The sequence below is a fragment of the Nibribacter ruber genome, assembly GCF_009913235.1.
GTDB lineage: Bacteria > Bacteroidota > Bacteroidia > Cytophagales > Hymenobacteraceae > Nibribacter > Nibribacter ruber.
This window is the reverse complement of record NZ_CP047897.1, coordinates 1,747,904-1,765,708: the sequence shown is the minus strand read 5'-3', so window position 1 is coordinate 1,765,708 and position 17,805 is coordinate 1,747,904. Positions and strand designations below refer to the sequence as shown.

18 protein-coding genes are annotated in these 17,805 nt (G+C 52.1%); 7 read left to right on the top strand and 11 right to left on the bottom strand.

Annotated features, from left to right (window positions below):
* The first annotated feature begins 86 nt into the window (after positions 1-86).
* The 4 genes from ubiE to GU926_RS07460 all read left to right on the top strand — a co-directional run bounded on the left by ubiE (position 87) and on the right by GU926_RS07460 (position 2,859).
* Positions 87-809, top strand: a complete 723-nt coding sequence (ubiE, locus tag GU926_RS07475; protein ID WP_160690542.1) for a bifunctional demethylmenaquinone methyltransferase/2-methoxy-6-polyprenyl-1,4-benzoquinol methylase UbiE — start codon at positions 87-89, stop codon at positions 807-809.
* Positions 758-1,531, top strand: a complete 774-nt coding sequence (gene porT / locus GU926_RS07470; protein WP_160690540.1) for a type IX secretion/gliding motility protein PorT/SprT — start codon at positions 758-760, stop codon at positions 1,529-1,531. Before ubiE ends, porT begins: the two co-directional genes overlap by 52 nt.
* A gap of 10 nt (positions 1,532-1,541) precedes the next feature.
* The gene (locus GU926_RS07465; RefSeq protein ID WP_160690538.1) at positions 1,542-2,300 is read left to right on the top strand and encodes an SDR family NAD(P)-dependent oxidoreductase; all 759 of its coding nucleotides are present in this window, start codon (positions 1,542-1,544) and stop codon (positions 2,298-2,300) included.
* Positions 2,301-2,466: 166 nt separating this feature from the next.
* Positions 2,467-2,859, top strand: a complete 393-nt coding sequence (locus GU926_RS07460) for a VOC family protein (protein ID WP_160690536.1) — start codon at positions 2,467-2,469, stop codon at positions 2,857-2,859.
* Between the two features lie 57 nt (positions 2,860-2,916).
* Here GU926_RS07460 and GU926_RS07455 read toward each other — a convergent pair whose 3' ends face one another.
* The 3 genes from GU926_RS07455 to cdd are packed head-to-tail and all read right to left on the bottom strand — an operon-like array spanning position 2,917 to position 4,578.
* Positions 2,917-3,414 carry a DUF695 domain-containing protein gene (locus tag GU926_RS07455; protein WP_160690534.1) on the bottom strand — a complete coding sequence of 166 codons (498 nt, stop codon included), beginning with the start codon at positions 3,412-3,414 and terminating at the stop codon, positions 2,917-2,919.
* Between the two features lie 21 nt (positions 3,415-3,435).
* The gene (locus tag GU926_RS07450) at positions 3,436-4,089 is read right to left on the bottom strand and encodes an alpha/beta hydrolase (protein WP_160690532.1); all 654 of its coding nucleotides are present in this window, start codon (positions 4,087-4,089) and stop codon (positions 3,436-3,438) included.
* A 3-nt stretch (positions 4,090-4,092) separates the two neighbouring features.
* The gene (cdd, locus tag GU926_RS07445; RefSeq protein ID WP_160690530.1) at positions 4,093-4,578 is read right to left on the bottom strand and encodes a cytidine deaminase; all 486 of its coding nucleotides are present in this window, start codon (positions 4,576-4,578) and stop codon (positions 4,093-4,095) included.
* Positions 4,579-4,700: 122 nt separating this feature from the next.
* Between cdd and GU926_RS07440 the strand changes: the two genes are divergently transcribed.
* Positions 4,701-6,044 (top strand): saccharopine dehydrogenase family protein, encoded by a 1,344-nt coding sequence (locus tag GU926_RS07440; protein ID WP_160690528.1) that lies wholly within the window; start codon positions 4,701-4,703, stop codon positions 6,042-6,044.
* A gap of 140 nt (positions 6,045-6,184) precedes the next feature.
* Positions 6,185-8,320, top strand: a complete 2,136-nt coding sequence (locus tag GU926_RS07435) for a glycoside hydrolase family 97 protein (protein ID WP_160690526.1) — start codon at positions 6,185-6,187, stop codon at positions 8,318-8,320.
* A 73-nt stretch (positions 8,321-8,393) separates the two neighbouring features.
* Here the strand turns inward: GU926_RS07435 and GU926_RS07430 are convergent, their stop codons facing one another.
* The 8 genes from GU926_RS07430 to GU926_RS07395 all read right to left on the bottom strand — a co-directional run bounded on the left by GU926_RS07430 (position 8,394) and on the right by GU926_RS07395 (position 16,220).
* Entirely contained in the window at positions 8,394-10,703 is a 2,310-nt protein-coding gene (locus GU926_RS07430; protein WP_160690524.1) for a family 10 glycosylhydrolase, read from the bottom strand.
* Between the two features lie 200 nt (positions 10,704-10,903).
* A complete protein-coding gene (locus GU926_RS07425) occupies positions 10,904-11,620 on the bottom strand; it encodes a tRNA1(Val) (adenine(37)-N6)-methyltransferase (protein WP_160690522.1) in 717 nt (238 codons plus the stop codon).
* Between the two features lie 206 nt (positions 11,621-11,826).
* Entirely contained in the window at positions 11,827-12,288 is a 462-nt protein-coding gene (gene rnhA / locus GU926_RS07420; RefSeq protein WP_160690520.1) for a ribonuclease HI, read from the bottom strand.
* A 202-nt stretch (positions 12,289-12,490) separates the two neighbouring features.
* Positions 12,491-13,315, bottom strand: coding sequence for a carboxypeptidase-like regulatory domain-containing protein (locus GU926_RS07415; RefSeq protein WP_160690518.1), 825 nt, complete (start codon positions 13,313-13,315; stop codon positions 12,491-12,493).
* A gap of 80 nt (positions 13,316-13,395) precedes the next feature.
* Positions 13,396-13,968 (bottom strand): MarC family protein, encoded by a 573-nt coding sequence (locus GU926_RS07410; protein ID WP_160690516.1) that lies wholly within the window; start codon positions 13,966-13,968, stop codon positions 13,396-13,398.
* 90 nt (positions 13,969-14,058) lie between these two features.
* Positions 14,059-14,538, bottom strand: a complete 480-nt coding sequence (locus GU926_RS07405; protein ID WP_160690514.1) for a hypothetical protein — start codon at positions 14,536-14,538, stop codon at positions 14,059-14,061.
* A gap of 2 nt (positions 14,539-14,540) precedes the next feature.
* On the bottom strand, positions 14,541-15,605 hold the full coding sequence (locus GU926_RS07400; RefSeq protein WP_160690512.1) for an aminotransferase class V-fold PLP-dependent enzyme: 1,065 nt from the start codon (positions 15,603-15,605) through the stop codon (positions 14,541-14,543).
* A gap of 156 nt (positions 15,606-15,761) precedes the next feature.
* A complete protein-coding gene (locus GU926_RS07395) occupies positions 15,762-16,220 on the bottom strand; it encodes a type II 3-dehydroquinate dehydratase (RefSeq protein ID WP_160690510.1) in 459 nt (152 codons plus the stop codon).
* Between the two features lie 472 nt (positions 16,221-16,692).
* Here GU926_RS07395 and xerD point away from each other — a divergent pair, with 472 nt between their 5' ends.
* Positions 16,693-17,592: a site-specific tyrosine recombinase XerD gene (gene xerD, locus GU926_RS07390; RefSeq protein ID WP_160690508.1), complete on the top strand. Its 900-nt coding sequence runs from the start codon at positions 16,693-16,695 to the stop codon at positions 17,590-17,592.
* The last annotated feature ends 213 nt before the right edge of the window (positions 17,593-17,805 follow it).

Sequence of the window (17,805 nt, the reverse complement as noted above, 5' to 3'; positions counted from 1 at the left end):
TTATTGTGGCATGGGCCGTACAACATATTACAGGAATTCTAGTTAAAGCATAGTAGCTTTGCCCTCCATAACATGATGAGAAGTCAATGTCAGTAGTACCGTATAAAGATCAAAACGAGGGGAAGAAGACCCAGGTGGCCAACATGTTCAACAGCATAGCCAAGCGGTATGATTTCCTTAACCACTTCCTGAGCGCGGGCATAGACATTCTATGGCGCAAGAAAGCCGTAAGCCTGCTGGAAAAAGCCCAGCCCAAGCACATTCTGGACATTGCCACCGGCACCGGCGACTTCGCTCTGGAGGCAGTGCGCCTAAAACCGCAGCAGATCACGGGCATTGACATCTCTGAGGGCATGCTGGCCGTGGGCCGCGAAAAAATTCAGAAGCGCGGGCTCAGCCATTTGATTCAACTGCACGTAGGAGACTCAGAAAATATCCAGTTCCCAGACAATCACTTTGACGCCATCACGGTGGCCTTTGGGGTGCGCAACTTTGAGAACCTGGAGAAAGGCCTTTCTGAGATGTACCGGGTCCTGAAGCCGGGCGGCATGGCCGTGATACTGGAGTTCTCCAAGCCCCAGACCTTCCCCATGAAGCAGGGCTATAATTTTTATTTTAAGAATATTCTTCCCCTTTTTGGCAAACTGATTTCTAAAGACAATGCCGCCTACACCTACCTGCCCGAGTCTGTGCAGGCGTTCCCGGACGGCAATGATTTCCTGGCTATCTTCCAAAGAGTTGGTTTTAAAGAAACAAAATGGCATTCACTTACTTTTGGCATAAGCTCCATTTACACCGGCGTAAAATAACCCTGGCACTGGGCGTGGTACTGGCCTTCAGCCTACAACCGGCGCTGGCGCAACGCACCATCAAAGGCGAAAACCTGCAGGGCTATGAAAGCAAGATTTTTAGGTGGGGATTTTCCTTGGGCATGAACACGTCCTGGTACCAATTGGAGCACTCCAACAGCTATGTGGAGCGCCTGAAGACGGCAGACCAGAGCGATGACATTGCCATGAACGCCAAGATGGGCATTGGTTTCAACGTGAACTTCATAGGGGCCTACCGCCTGTCTCCAGACTTTGTGGTCAGGTTGCAGCCGGGCGTGGGGTATTACAGTAGATCTGTGGCCTACAAGGGGGACGTGCCAACACCAGAAAATGCGCAAACGGCAGAAGACGGAACGGTCTTGCAAGAGGTCAATACCTTCACTGGCGAGTTTCCAGTGCTGATCAAGTATGAGTCTCTGCGCCGCAAGAACACCCAGATGTACTTCATTGCCGGCGTAAAACCCTCCATTGTGGTGGGCGGCCAGAAGAAGGACAACCAGATTCTACAGGTGGGCACCTCAGACTTCAGCGTGGACTTTGGCGTGGGGCTGGACATGTTCTACCCATTCTTTAAGTTTGCCCCGGAGCTGCGCTTCTCCAGAGGCATCACAGACCTGCACAAGCCCGTTGACAATAACTTCAACAACAGCATCCAGCGCATGAGCAGCAACACCATCACCTTGTACCTCAACTTTGAGTAACCTTTCTTACATGTCACAGAAGAAAACAGCCCTCATCACCGGGGCCAGCTCTGGCATTGGCAGAGCCACCGCATTCACGCTAGCCCAGCAGGGCTTCAGGATCATTGCTACCGGCCGCCGTACAGACCGCCTGCAGGAACTGGTAGAGCAGTTTGGCCAAGGCACCGTGAAAACCCTGGCCTTTGACGTACGCGACAAAGCCGCCGTGCAAGAAGCCATTGCCGGTTTGCCAGCTGAGTGGTCTACCATTGACGTCTTAATCAACAACGCCGGCAATGCCCACGGGTTAGCGCCCATTCAGTCTGGTGATGTAGACGACTGGGACGCCATGCTGGACATTAACGTGAAGGGCCTGTTGTATGTGATCAAGGCGGTGCTGCCGGGCATGGTGGCGCGCAAAAGTGGCCATATCATCAACATTGGCTCCATTGCGGGCAAAGAGGCCTACGCCAACGGCAACGTGTACTGCGCCAGCAAGTTTGCCGTAGACGCCCTTTCCAAAGCCATGCGCATTGACCTGGTGCAGGAAGGTGTGAAAGTGTCTGAAGTAAATCCGGGCGCGGTAGAGACTGAGTTCTCTGAGGTAAGATTTAAAGGAGACAAGGAGCGCGCCGCCACCGTCTACAAAGGGTATGAAGCCCTGCAGGCCGAGGACATAGCTGATCTCATTCACTTCATGCTTACCCGGCCGGCCCGCGTGAACATAGCCGAAGTCCTGATCCTGCCCGCCGCCCAGGCCTCTGCCACGGTCATGCACAAGCAGTTGTAGATTGTAACAGATACAAGATATAAGATTCAAGACTCTGAGTTTGAAACAACACCTTCTAAGGCTTTCTTAGGAGGTGTTGTCGTTTTTGGCTCATTTTCAAGGAAATAGGTCAAAAACGAAGCATCCTTTAGAATTGCGCTTTCGTTCAAATAGGAAAGCCTTTTCTATGGAGTTCACCCAGATAAAAGAAACCTGCCTGTATGTGCAGGATTTGAAACGTACTACCCATTTTTACGCCGAGGTGCTTCGGCTGCCGGTGATTGGGCAGTTGCAGGACTGCTACGTGTTCTTCAGGGTGGGAACCTCTGTGCTGCTGTGCTTTGACCCAGAGAAGAGCCAGAACAACCACGGGCTGCCGCCCCACTCCGGCTCTGGCCACGTGCACCTGGCCTTTGAATGCCAACCAGAAGAATATGAGGCTTGGAAGGAAATGCTCCTGCAGGCCAACATCTCAATTGAACATGAAGAACTCTGGCCCCAGGGCCGCAAGTCCTGCTACTTCCGGGACCCCGACCATCACCTGCTGGAAATCATCATGCCCGGCATTTGGGGAGAATAATCATGTCGTTTTTGGCTTATTTTCTGGAAATCAAGCCAAAAACGACATGATCCCTTTCTACAAATCTTCTTCTGAGTCTTCTTCTTCCGCCTCTTCCATATTCTCTAAAATGGAAAGGTATTCTGCCCAGTCAGCGTCATCCTCGGCGGTGAGTTCAATTGGTAGCCGGTCAAAATGAGACAAGGCTTCATTCAATCGTTCCTGAGCCGAGGCCATGTCTGACGTATACCAGTGCCATTCTCTTCTTTCCTGGCCGGTGAAGACGAAGGTCAACACGCTTTGGGCATCTGCTTCCAAATGGTCTACCAGCGTTTCCTCCACGTCTGCCATCACATCCATGTCCTCCGGAGTAGGGAATAGGTATTCGTCCTCAGAAGTATAATTCCAGAGGATGATGAGCCGTTTGGCGTAGCGGCCGGTTTCAAGGAAAGGTTGCAAATGAGGCCTGAACCTCACGGAGAAAGGGGTGCCATTGTTCTCTCCTTCGGCGATGGACCAGACGTCCTCTTCCGTGATCAACGCTTTCAAGTATGCGGGGGTAAATGCCTGCGCCATGGGGTTTCTGATGTGTTCTTTTTAGAGAAGACCGGCTTTCAATTGCGCCAAGACCTCTTTGTTCAATTCATGCTTGCCAGTAAAGGGCACCAGCACCGGATGAATGTGCTGTGCGTTCAACATGGCCAACTGGGCCTGCAGGCGCTCTTCCGTAATGAGGCTGTCTTGTAAACCGTGCACCAAATATACGGGAGAAGTGGCAAGCTTGGCCGTGAGGCCGCTGTAGTCTATGTCCTCGGGGAAAGCCCCAGCCCAGATGATGAGTTGTGCGCAAGCCACGGGCGAGGCCGCCAGCCAGCGGCAGACGGTGGCTGCGCCCTGCGAGAAGCCCAGCAATGTGAGTTGGGCATGGGGTGCCTCAGTTGAAACTAGTTGCCAGACTAAATTCAGGTACTGCACGTAGTCCTCAATCTCCAGCAGGCGTTCTTCTTTGGTCATCCAGGTGGCGCCCACGCGGCCCGAAAAGCCTTCCAGGTAAAACTTGGACAAGCCTTCTGGCGCCAGAATTACCGTCTGCTCATCTTCCAGCCCTTGAAAATGCCGGATGAAGTACTTGGCCAGTTGCCCATAGCCGTGACAGACCACCCATACCTGCCGGGTAGTTTCTGACAGCGTGCCTAACTGGTGTAAGTGGGCGGTGCGCGGAACGGTAAGAGTGCGGTGCTGCGCGGCCAAAGGCTAGAGACTTTCTTTGGAGAAGGAAAACGGCAACAAATCCAGCGCGGTGGAGAACCTGACCACTTTCCCGTCTTCGCTCTGCATGAGCAGCGTGAAAGGCTTGCCCTGGCGGTTCTGGTACTCGGCCATGACCTGGCGGCAGGCCCCGCAAGGACAGGCAGACAGGTAATGCGACTCATGCCGACGGCGGGCCGTCACGGCCAGAATCTCAATCTGCTGGTCTGGGAAGTTGGAGCCCACGCCAAACAATAAGGTGCGTTCTGCGCAAAGGCCAGAAGGATAGGCGGCGTTTTCCTGATTGGTGCCTTGGTGCGTACTCCCGTCTGATAGTAGGAGTGCGGCGCCCACCATAAAATTGGAGTAGGGGGCGTAGGCTTTGTAGGTGGCTTTCTGGGCCAATTGGAGCACTTGTCTCTCTTGAGCGGTGAGGCCTTCTTCAGAAGACACCACGTCATAGGTAATGTTAAGTTGTACTTGTTCGATCATAAGGTGCGGTTTCCGCACGAGCACGTACGGGAGTCAAAGTTAATAAGTTAGCCCGAAAAACCAAGCAGAGGTTGCCTGTCCCGCAGAAAATGCCCATTTTGAGCCTTCTATTCTAGCCTGCTATGAAAAACATTCTGCTGTTGGGTGCCGGAAGATCGGCATCAGTGCTTATTGAATACCTGGTCATCAACGCCCCTCAGGAAAAGTGGCAACTAGCCATAGGCGATGTGCGCGTAGACCATTTATCGGCCTCCCTTTTAGAAAATCCGCTGGTGAGGGCCTTTGCCTTTGACGTGCATGACGCCGCGCAGCGCGAAGAGGAGGTAGGCAAGGCAGATGTAGTCATTTCCATGCTTCCGGCGCTTTTCCATCCTTTGGTGGCCCATACGTGTCTGGAGCAGGAGAAGCACCTGGTTACGGCATCCTACGTGCCAGAAGATATTAAGCAACTACACACGCAGGCACAGGAGAAAGGCCTCACGTTTTTGATGGAATGCGGCCTAGACCCGGGCATTGACCACATGTCTGCCATGCAAATCATTCACCACTTGCAGGCGCAGGGCGCTACCATCACGTCGTTCAGGTCTTTTACCGGCGGACTGATGGCCCCAGCATCTGACACCAACCCTTGGCATTATAAATTCACCTGGAACCCGCGCAACGTGATTTTAGCGGGGCAGAGCACCGCCAAATACATTGAGGACGGCAGCTACAAATACATTCCGTACCCACAACTGTTTCACCGCACCCAGACCTTTGCCGTGGACGGGTACGGCCTGTTTGACGGCTACGCCAACAGAGACTCTCTGAGCTACCGTGAACCGTACGGCCTGCAGGAAATCCCCACCATGCTGCGGGGTACCTTGCGTAGACCCGGCTACTGCCAGGCCTGGCACGTGCTAGTGCAACTGGGCCTGCCAGATGATACCTATTTCCTGGACAATCCGCAGGAGATGACCTACCGCCAACTAGTAGAAAGCTTTTTACCGGCGAGCCAGGAGAACCTATCACTCAGGGAAAGAATCGCCGCCTACACGGGTATTCCGTCAACTGCCCCAGAATTGGACCTGATAGAGTGGGCCGGCCTGCTGGAGGAAGAGCCCATTGCCATGATCACTGCCACGCCCGCCCAGGCGCTGGAGAAACTGCTCACCCAGAAATGGCAACTGAGCCCCGGCGACAAAGACATGATTGTGATGCTCCATCTATTTGAATATGAATTAGATGGGCAGCGCCACAAGCTCACTTCTTCCCTGGTGGTGTTAGGCGATGACGAGGTGCACACCGCCATGGCTAAAACCGTGGGCCTGCCCGTGGGCATTGCCACCAAACTGTTGCTGCAGGGGCAATTAAAACAAACAGGAGTGGTGGTACCGCTGCAGGCGGAGGTCTACGCGCCGGTGCTGCAAGAGCTGCAAGCCTTTGGCGTTCAGTTTCAAGAGCGGGTAGAAACCTTGGGAGCGTAAGGCGTTTTTGCCCTGTTTTCCAGAAAATAGCCTAATTTAGGAAATCGATTTCCTAGATAGCCTGAAAGGTGCCATCTTTAAGAAGAAATTCTATGAGAAGCCTTTTTCAAGGCATTTTTGGTTACTAAACGTCTCTATTTATGCAGAAGATTTTCCTGTCAATTTGCCTGCTGTGCCTAAGTATGGCGGCCACGGCGCAAACCCTCACCTCCCCCGACAAGAACCTGAGTTTTTCCTTTGAACTCCAGAACGGCGTGCCGTACTACCAGCTGAGTTACAAGAACAAACCGGTCATCAAATCCAGCCGCCTGGGCATGGAGCTGGTCAACAATCCGTCTTTGCTGGACGGCTTTACCGTGACCAAAACCGAGCAAAAAACCGTGAATGAAACCTGGGAGCCTGTTTTGGGCGAGCAGAAAACCATCCGGAACAACTACAATGAACTGCTGGTGACCCTTACCCAGAAAGGGCAGAAGGAGCGGTTTATCCGGTTGCGTTTCAGAGTGTTCAATGACGGCTTGGGCTTTCGGTATGAATTCCCGAAGCAGAAGGAGTTGAACTACTTCATCATCAAAGAAGAACGCACGGAGTTTGCCCTGGCCGGTGACCATAAGATCTTCTGGATGCCCGGGGACTATGACACCAACGAGTACACGTACACCACGTCCAAAGTCTCTGAGATACCCAGCCTTCAGCAAAAGGCCACCATCCGTATCTCAGCGCAGACGCCAATTCCTAATCCATCTGTGCAGACACCGTCTATGATGAAGTCTGCAGACGGGTTGTACATCAACATTCATGAGGCGGCCTTGATCAACTACCCGGCCATGCACCTGAACGTGGACGCGAAGAACCTGAAGATGAGCGTGCACTTGACGCCAGACGCGGTGGGCAACAAAGGCTATATTCAAACGGAGTCTACTTCGCCGTGGAGAACCATTGTAGTGAGTGACAAGGCGGCCAACATCTTAACCTCCAAACTGATCCTGAACCTGAACGAGCCCACCCAATACCAGGACGTGTCCTGGATTAAGCCTGTCAAGTACATTGGCGTATGGTGGGAATACTTCATTGCCGGCAAAAGCACCTGGGCCTACAGCACCGAGACCAATACCAAACTCACCGATGACTTCAGCAAGTACACGCCCAACGGCAGACACGGTGCCAATACAGAGAACGTGAAACGCCATATTGACTTCGCGGCTGAGCACGGCTTTGACGCCGTGCTGGTAGAAGGCTGGAACATTGGCTGGGAAGACTGGTTTGGCAACTGGAAGGAAGAAGTGTTTGACTTCGTGACGCCTTACCCAGACTTTCATGTGAAAGAGTTGCAGGCCTACGCCGCGTCTAAAGGCGTACGCCTGATGATGCACCATGAAACGTCATCTTCGGCCACCAACTATGAGCGCCGCCTGGACAAAGCCTTCCAGTTCATGGTAGACAATGGCTACAATGCGGTGAAGACGGGCTATGTGGGTCCTATCATTCCAAGAGGCGAACACCATGACGGCCAATGGATGGTCAACCACTACCTGCACGTAGCCAAAACCGCCGCCGAGTCCAAGATCATGGTCAACAGCCACGAGGCCGTGCGCCCAACCGGCTTGAACCGTACCTTCCCTAACTGGATTGCCCAGGAATCTGCCCGCGGCACCGAGTTTGAGGCCATGGGCGGCCTGGCCCCAGAACATACCACCATTCTGCCCTTCACCCGCTTGATGGGCGGCCCCATGGACTTTACCCCCGGCATCTTCCAAACAGACCTGGCGACCTATGGCACCGGGCACGGCAACCGCGTAAACACCACCTTAGTGAAGCAACTGGCTTATTACGTGACCATGTACAGCCCGCTGCAAATGGCGGCAGACCTGCCAGAAAACTACCTGAAGTTCCCAGACGCGTTTCAGTTCATCAAGGATGTGGCCCTGGACTGGGATGATACCTATGTGCTGGAGGCTGAGCCCGGCGACTACATCACCACCGCTCGTAAAGCCAAAGGCAAAAACGAGTGGTACGTGGGCGGCATCACTGATGAGAACAAGCGCACGGCTACCATCTCCTTTAGCTTCTTACCTAAAGGAAAAGACTACGTAGCCACCATTTACGCCGATGGCCCAGATGCCACCTATGACAAGAAGCCGCAGAGCTACACCGTGCGCAAAGTGAAGGTGAACTCCAAGAGCATCTTAAAACAAGGACTGGCCTCTGGCGGTGGTATTGCCGTGAGTGTGAAAGAAGGCAAGGCTTCTGACTTGAAAGGCTTAAAGAAATTGTAATCTCCACCTCATACCAGTTAAAAGAAGAAGGCCTCCTGTTCTGCAGGAGGCCTTCTCTTTTTTTCAGGGAATGCTACTCAGCCCGCACCAATCTGTAGGTGTAGACTTTTTTGGAGGTGGTGAGCCTTACGTAGAAGAGGGTGCCGGTCCAGGGTTCTAGGTTCACTTGGTACTTGTTGAGCTCGTCGGCTTTGGCCTTGCCAGAGAAGAGAGAAACCAGTTTCACCCCGTTGGAGTCATAGACTTCCAGGTAGGTCTTCTTGTCTGATTTCTCCAATGAAAACTGCACCATCATCTGGCTGGAGTTAGGGAAGGGCAGCACCTGAAAGTTCATCTTCTTTCCATCTGGGGTGGTTACATCTACCGGAATCGCGGTCAAATGCCGGGCGGCTTCCCTGGGGATGGGCTTGGGAGCGATGGGCGCAGTCTTAAGGGAGTTCTCCAGCTCTAACTTAAACGGAATAGTGGCGGCGCTCACCAATTCAATGGTCACTACCACGGTGGCCGTGGAGGTATTGCCGTACTTGTCAATGGCCGTGAGGGTGACGTTGTTTTTGCCCAGATGTGCCGAGGTGAAATCGGTTTGGGAAAGAGACAGCCGTATGTCCTCGGGGGGCGTGTCATTGTCTTGCGTACCGTCGTTGACGTCAGTGGGGGTGATTGTGACAGATCCGTTTTGTAGCGTGCGGGAAACGTTGCGGTAGCTAATGATAGGTGCCACCTTCTCAACCACAGTTTCTTCAATAGGAGATGCCACCTCTGGGGCGCCGGTTTCCAGGGTTAACAACGGTTTTTCCTGCTCCTGCGCGTCTTTCTTTGGGGCTGCCTTTTCTGTCTTTTGCACCTGGGCAATGGCCGGCAGAACAGAGAAGCTGGTAATGTTGGAGGGTACGCTTTCATTATGATAACGATCCAAGGCGGTAACCAGGTAGTAGTAGGGTTTGCGGGTGTCAGGTACCTTGTCTGTGAACGTGGGCGACTCAGTAATGGCCACCAGGTTGTCTGCCGTCTGCCAGTCTACCTGAGGCTTAGAAGAACGGTAGATGGCATATTGGCGCACTTTATCAAATTCAGTCTTGCCGTTGGAGGGCGCCTTCCAGGAGAGAAGGACAGAGTCTGCCGCGGCCATGCTGGCGGTGAGGCTCTTAGGAGAGGCCGGCGGCGTATTATCCCGCCAGGGCATGGTGGGCAGCAAAGCCGGCTTCTGGTAGAAGTTCTCCCGCAAAGAATCCCGGAAACCGTGTTTTTGGTTGGCGCTCATGCTGCCGGTGTTGTACATGATCTGGCCATGGATGTTAGGGTGGCCCGGCTGGCGGTTAAAGCGTATCTGGTTAGGAATCTGCGACGGATTAGCCCAGTTGATGCCAGATGCAGGGTCATTGATCTTGTAACTGCCCAAACCAATGTACATGTGCCGGCCATAGTTATTGTTGTTCCACCAGGGCACAATCTGGCTGTAATTGGCGCGTGCCTGCCCCATGTACCAGTACACCTGCGGCGCCAGATAGTCTATCCAGCCTTCTTGCAGCCACTTTTTGGTATCTGCATACAGTTCATTGTAATGCTCCAGACCCGCGGTGGGCGTCCCAATGGCAGGGTTGAGGCTGTTGCGGTAAATGCCAGACGGTGAAATCCCGAACTTGACCCAGGGCTTCACGTGCTTGATGGTGGCGTCTGTCTGTTTAATGAGCAGGTTCACGTTGTCACGGCGCCAGTCTGCCCGGTTCTGGAAACCGCGCGGGTCTGCGGCGTAGGCGGCATCATCATTAAAACTTCCGCTGGGGTAGAAATAATCGTCAAAGTGAATGCCGTCCACGTCATAGCGCTGCACAATGTCCTGGATGACCGTCTGGATGTAGTTGCGCACGTCGCGCAGGCCGGGGTTGAGCGTGCGCAGGTTGCCCGCGGCCATGAGCCATTCCGGATGCTGCCTGGCCACGTGGTTGGGCGAGAAGCTGGACAGGTTCATGACGTGTCCCACCGCCCGGTACGGATTGATCCAGGCGTGAAATTCCATGCCTCTTTTATGAGACTCTTCAATGGCGAAGGCCAGCGGGTCCCAGGCCGGGGCCGGCGCTTTGCCTTGAATACCGGTCAAATCGGCGGTCCAGGGCTCCAGACGGCTTTCATAGAGGGCATCGCACTGGCTTCTTACCTGCAGGAAAACAGCATTGATGCCGGTGGCTTTGTGGGTGTCCAGGATGGTGAGCAGGGCGCTTTGCTGCTGAGCCGGCGTCTGGTTGCGCTTGGGCCAGTCAATGTTGGCATAGGTGGTAATCCAGACGCCTCTGAACTCGCGCTTGGGCGTGTTTCCGGGTTTTCCGGCGAAGGAGGCGGCAAGGGTTATGGTAAGAAAGAGGAAGCTTAAGCAGAATCGTTTCATCCCTGAGAGAGGGTTAATCATCTTTCAAAATTAAGCAGAATTTGCCAAAGCCTTTCAGAAAATCGCTCTAAACCAAAGCATTGCAAGAAGGCTATATTTAGTGGGGACGCATAAAACCGAAGGGCCTGGGAAAGCCTACTTCTCTTACAAAGACTCGTTTTTGGGCTGTTTTCTGGAAAAGAGCCCAAAAACGGCATTAATTAAAAAATAAGGTAGAAGGGCCTGAGCAGCGCCTGAAATTCTGCCGTGTAGGCGTTGTCTTTCTCCCGAACGGCCAGGCGGGTTTGGCTGAGCGCCGCGGGCGTCTTAGCATAGGAATGAATGGCCCGCAAAAGTTTTCCGCCAGGCGTGGCTTCTAACCAGAGGATGTGGTAGGTGTGAAAACCCAGCCGGTGTGCTTCTCTTTCCAGCACTTTGGCCTCATGGGGTGGCAACAGAATGTGCAGTCTTCCGGAGGGGGTTAAATATTGGTGGGCAAATTGCAGAAGCTCATTAAAAGAAAGCGTTTCTGTGTGCTTGGCCACGTTTTTGGCACTGTCTGCAGACTTAAGAGAGGCTTGAAAAAACGGCGGATTGCTGATGATCACGTCAAACGGCTCGGGCTGGGTCTGTGCAAACTCCTGCAAACTCTGCGCGTGCAACTGAATGCGATTGGCCCAAGGACTGGCCGAAATATTGGTTTTGGCCTGCTGCGCCGCTGCCGCGTCAATCTCCACAGCCTCTATCTGCGTTTCTTCAGAAGTGCGCTGTGCCACCATCAGGCTCAACAGGCCGGTGCCCGCCCCAATGTCCAGAACACGGGTAGCCCCGTCCACCTCCACCGATGCTCCCAGCACGCAAGAATCCGTGCACACTTTCATGGCACATTGGTCCTGCTTGATCAAGAACTGCTTGAACTGGAAATAATCGTTGGCCACTTTTATTAGATGTGCAGATTTGAAAATGTGGAGATGTGCAGATTGAAAAATTGTTATTCGTTTTTGGCCTATTTTTCAGAAACTAAGCCCAAAACAGCATTATTAAGTTGCTAGTAGAGAATTGATTATAAAATTTAGGAATTCAACTTTTTAGAAATTTATCCCATCTCCAAATCTCCACATTTTCAAATCTTCACATCTCCAAATCAACCTTTGGTAGGATTGGCTTCGAAACCTTTGTCTGGGGGGAGGTGGGGTTGCAGGGCAGCGGCGACGGCTAGTTCATCGCAGCGTTCGTTTTCGGGGTGGCCGTTGTGGCCGCGTACCCACACGAAGCGCACCTGGTGCTTTCGGTAAATCTTCAGGAAGCGCTGCCAAAGGTCTGGGTTGGCCTTGCCGGTGAAGCCTTTCTTCTCCCAGCCAAACACCCAGCGCTTTTCCACGGCATCAATCACGTATTTTGAGTCTGAGTAGACGGTGACGGGAATGCCCGGTTTGGTGATGGACTCCAGGGCCACAATCACGGCCAGCAGCTCCATGCGGTTGTTGGTGGTCTTTCTAAAGCCTTCGCTTAGTTCCTTCACATGCGGGCCGTAGCGCAGAATCACGCCGTAGCCACCCGGACCCGGATTGCCTCGGGAGGCGCCATCGGTAAAAATCTCAATCAAAGCATGAAAGGTTAGTGGACCGCAAAATTACCACTTGCCACGCCAGCCGTCCTAACCCGCCACAAGATTATTTTCAAGGTAGGTAGTTGGATTGCCAAACGTGGGGATAAAAGAAGCCATTCAATGAAGAAGTCCGTTTTTGGCTTGTTTCTCAAAAAAACTGACCAAAAACTGGCTTGGGGTTAAGTAAGAAGTGATGGCTCTATCTTTCTTGACTAATAGTGGCATTGAAACCAAGGCCCACCACGGGAATGCTCTCCCAGTTGCCTTGGCTCGCTTTTCTGAAGTAGGAGTCCTTGTTGAAAAGACCGGCGCTGAACCATAGGCCGCCATCGCCCAGATCCTTGACCAACTCCAGGGCTAAAAACGAGTCAGAGTCCAGGTAGATGTTGTGCTTGGATAGGTCCACGGAAAGGGAATTGCCTACGTCTTGCTTGGCCAGATTGATGAAGATAGGCTCTCTTAACAGGTTTTCTTCGGGACCGTTCTTGCCCATCTTGTAAAAGTTGATGCGCAGGAAAAGCGTGTCATACTGGTTGCGGGCAACGTTTACCGTGATTTTTTCTACAAAGGAGGGCTTGTTGATTTTGAGCACAGAACCCACCTCGCTGCCCAGGCCGTTGATCTTGAAACCGGCCATCATGGCTTTGGAGTCTGTGGTGTTGCCCACTACTTTGGTCTTGTATTTCCTGGGCCGTACCACCACCTCGTTCAAGGCCACCACGTCTTCCTGCAAGTGAATAGACGCCATCTGACCGGCAAATTTCTGCTTGAACTCGCTCACCTTCCATTGAACCGGTTTATACCCGATGGCGGAGAAAAGAATCGTTTCTGCGTTGAGGGAATCATGCAAGGCCAAGGTAAACGTGCCTTTCGCCGAGGAAACCGTGCCCACATCCCTGCCAATAACGCCAATGTTGACATATTCTAGCGGGGCGTTGAGCGGGTCCAGGATCTTGCCCTGGAATTGCTGCGCCTGTGCCAGGGTAGAGATGAGAAGCACGCAAACGAGAAGAATATTTTTCATATAGTAGGGTTCTTGCAGGTTAGATGCAGAACGCCTTAGGCAGGTTGCCTGGTCTATATATGAAAAAAAATATTCTGGGCTTAGAACGTGACGTTGGTCTTGAAGAGCTTGATGGCAATGGCCAGCAGAATGACGCCAAAAACCTTGCGCAGCACCTCGGTGCCGTTCTGGCCCAGCTTGCGCTCCAGCCAGTTAGAACTCTTGAGTACCAGATAGACAAAGATGAGGTTCAATAGAATGCCCACCAGCACATTGGGCAGCGCATAGGCAGAACGCAAAGAAAGCAAGGTGGTCATGGTTCCGGCCCCCACAATTAGCGGAAAGGCCAGGGGCACGATGGAACCGGTTTTTACCTCGGGGTTGGAGTGAAACAGGTGTATGCCCAATACCATTTCCATACCCATCAAGAAGATGATGATGGCCCCGGCAATGGCAAACGAGGCAAAGTCAATCCCGAAGAGTTTTAAAATACCATCGCCCACAAACAGGAACACAATCATGAGCACGCCTGCCACCAGCGTCGCCTTCTCAGACTGAATCACGCCTTCGCGCTGACGCAACTGAATGATGATGGGAATAGAGCCCAGAATATCTATGATGGCAAACAGAATGAGGCTAACAGAAACAATCTCTTTAAAGCTGAAGCTGATCATAGGCTGGTAGATTTCAGGAGCAAAAAACAAAGCGCAAAGCTAGTGATTTTCACAGAAAGCGGGAGTTGTAGAGAAAAATCCAATTTGTAATTATGCCAGCAGAGTGCTTTCTGTTGAGAACAGACTGATTTTTTCTAGAAGTAAGTCAAAGTCCTTAGTTGGAATGAGTTCTTCATCCAGTACCATTTTACTTGAGTTGGTGAAATGCAAAGTAGCCTCACGAGGGTTGCGATATTTATCAGACTTGGACGGAATCAAACTTGTTATACTTTGCACTCTGGTAAGGTTATAGGTTTTTGTTCGATACTTTACCAGATACTTTAAATCTACTGTCCGCTTCACCAGCCCTAAAAGTTGGTATTTGGTCAACAAGTGGTCCTTCAGTTCAAAGTGCCCAATCTTCCAGAGGCCTGAAAAGATGAAAAATGAGATAAAACCACAGATTATGTAGCCTGCGTTGGTTAACTCAAACTTAGAGGGTAGAATAATAACTGCTAGAAATAGAAATCCTACGCAGATAATCAATAGAGGTACACCTAGGTCAGGCTTGGTTTTAATATGGTCTCTCACTTCTAAATATAAAGCTTTCCGAAGAAGTCTTTCAAGGTGTCATACTCGCTGTCTTCAATAGCCGGAAAGTTGGCGATTCTGAAGGTGTTCTTGGCCCAGGTTCCGTAGCCGTTGCCTAGCGTGATGCCATGCGTTTGGGCCACGCGTTTGAGTTCCTGCACTTTCTTGTCAGGGGCAGATAAGGTGAGAACGGTTTGGGAACGGACCTCGGGGTTTTCTACCAGCAGGCGCACATCGCCGGGCATTTCTTCAAAAAAGGCGTACAGGTCATGCGCGCGTTTAACCAGGTGCTGGTCTACCTGCTTGATGAGGGGCAGTTGCTCCAGCGTCTGGCGCATGAGATACAAGTCCAGCACATTGGGGGTATGGCCAGTCTGGTAGTTGAGCATCTTCTCGTACAAAAACACCAGGCTGTTGTAGTGCCTGCGGTCATTGAGGGCCTTGGCACGTTGCAAGGTTCTTGGTGAGCAGACCAACACGCTCAAGCCCGCGGGCAACCCAAAACACTTCTGCACAGAGGCAAACCAGATATCCGCGCGTATAAACTTCAAGTTCAGACCCGCCATACTGGAGGTGGCATCCACGGCCAGCAAAGGGTCTTTGAACTGGTTCTGTAGTTTCAAGAGCGTCTCCATGCTCACCTGCGTGCCGTTGGAGGTTTCAGTCTGGGTGACGCAGATTAGATCCGTGTCATCCTCCACCGGAATGTTGGGTACGTCCAGCAATTCGTTCACGTCAAACGCCTGGCCGTAGCAGTCGGGCCGAAGCCGCTTGGCGTACTGGTACCACTTCTCTCCAAACGCGCCGTTGTACAAATGCAGGCTTTTGGTGGGCGTGAGGCTCTGCGAAATGATTTCCCAGCACTCCGTGGCCGAGGAGGTGAAGAACAGGTAATAGTCCTGGGGAATGTTGAGCTTCTTCCTGAGCAGACCCACCAGGTCGCGCATCATGAGCACAAAACGCTCGCTGCGGTGCGGAATGCTGAGAATGCCCTCATCATAGGCCATGGTGAGATAGTCCCGCACCTGCGGATAAACTTTAGAAGGCCCAGGATAAAAATTGAGCATGAGGGAGATGATTGAAGGGTTGGGTGTTTGAGTTGTAGCGCAGTAGGGGAGCCCGGGGCTCGTTCACAAGGGCCCTCCGTTTTTAGCCTGTTTCTTAGAAAAGAGGCCAAAAACGAATTTCGCCGAAATCTCCTACACGGTAAAAACGCGCTTCGGTTACGCCTTCTTGTAATTAAATCCCACTTTAGAGGGCTTCAGACGTTCAAAGTATTGTAAGGCAAGCCGATAACTTTCAAGACCAAACCCACTGATGCTGCCCACGGCTCTTCCGCCAATGTAGGTGACGTGGCGGGCGGCCTCTCTCGCATACACATTGGAGATGTGCACCTCCACCACGGGCGTCTCAATGGCGGCAATGGTGTCCATTAAAGCCAGCGACGTGTGCGTATAAGCGCCCGCATTAAAGACGATGCCCTGGTAATGATAGCCTACCTCCTGTAATTTGTCTATGAGTATCCCCTCCACATTAGACTGAAAGTACTCCAGCTCCAAGTCTGGGAAGGCCGGCAACAGGTCTTTTTCAAAATAGTCTTCAAAGGAACGGGAGCCGTAAATGCTTTTCTCACGCTTGCCCAGCAGGTTGAGGTTGGGGCCATTTAATATCAATATCTTCATAGGTAGGGCGTCAATGGTAGTAGCAACATGCAAAGGTAAGTAAGGTACAGAATCTTTCTGGTACCCAAACACCCGCTTTTCTCAGAAGCCAAAGCCAACATTCATACGTGATTTCCATTTCCCTGACGTGAAAATGTCCACATCAGAAGCCAATGAGAAAGAAAACATATCTTTTTTATATGTTGGCGTAGGGGTAACGGGCCTAGTGCGTGTCTTATAGGTGAGGGAAGAAGGGCAACCGCCGCCTATTGGGTAGTAAAACGCCCGCTTCCTGTGCTGGCCCAACGAAACTCCAACGCGAGTCAAAAGGAAGAAAAAACTGCTGCGCCATTAGGAGAAAGTCCGGGAACGGCTTTAATTTTGGCAATAGACTTGGTTTGCTGGCGTTTCATTCCAAAGAAAAGCGCCGCCTACCTTGGTACAGCAAACCAGAGGAGGGTGATAGCCCGCTTTACATTCCATTCTATCCCCCATGAATTGGTCAACAGGTTTAAAACAGTTTCAAGCATACCTCCAGTTAGAGAAATCGCTTTCGGGCAATTCTGTGGAGGCATACCTGCGCGACGTCAAAAAGCTGTATCAGTATTTTGAACTCACGCAGCAAAAAGTAGGCCCGCTGGAGGTGCAGCCCATCCATTTGCACGGATTCCTGGAATGGATCAACGAGCTGGGCATGACCTCGCACTCGCAGGCCCGCACGCTTTCCGGCATACGGGCATTCTTCAAGTTTCTCATCATGGAAGACCTGCTGCACGCAGACCCCATGGAAACCATTGAGGCCCCCAAACTGCAGCGCAAACTACCAGACACCCTCAGCTATGATGAGATTGTCATGCTCTTTGAGGCCGTAGATGTGAGCACCCCAGAAGGCACCCGCAACAAAGCCATGCTAGAGACGCTCTACAGCTCTGGCCTGCGTGTTTCTGAGTTGATTGAGCTCAAGCTGAGCAATCTCTATGAAGACCTGGGTTTTGTGCGCGTGACGGGTAAAGGCAGCAAAGAGCGCCTGGTGCCTATTGGCCGCGATGCCCTCAAATACATACGCTTGTATCTGGACGGCGTGCGCCGGCACCAGACCATCAAAAAAGGGCAGGAGGACTTCATCTTCCTGAACCGCCGGGGCTCCAGCCTCACCCGCGTCATGGTGTTCAACATCATCAAAGACCTGAGCGCCAAGGTGGGCATGCAGAAAAGCATTAGTCCGCACACGTTCCGGCACTCCTTTGCCACGCACCTCATTGAAGGCGGCGCCGATTTACGGGCCGTGCAGGAAATGCTGGGCCATGAGTCCATCACCACCACTGAGATTTACACCCACCTGGACCGTGACTACCTCAAGCAGGTCATCCACGAGTTCCATCCTAGGAGTTAGTTGCTGATTGTTAATTGCTAGTTGTTGATTGCTAATTGTTAGTTGATATTAAAGCCCTTCAACAATCAGCATTTATCGTTTTTAGCTTCTTTTCTGGGAAATAGCCTAAAAACGGAAGGCCCGCTGACATACATCAGCGGGCCTTCCGTTTTTAGGTAGATGGTGAATTGTATAGTTAATGTGCTTCTTCATCCACCAGGTCTGGAGCTTTTC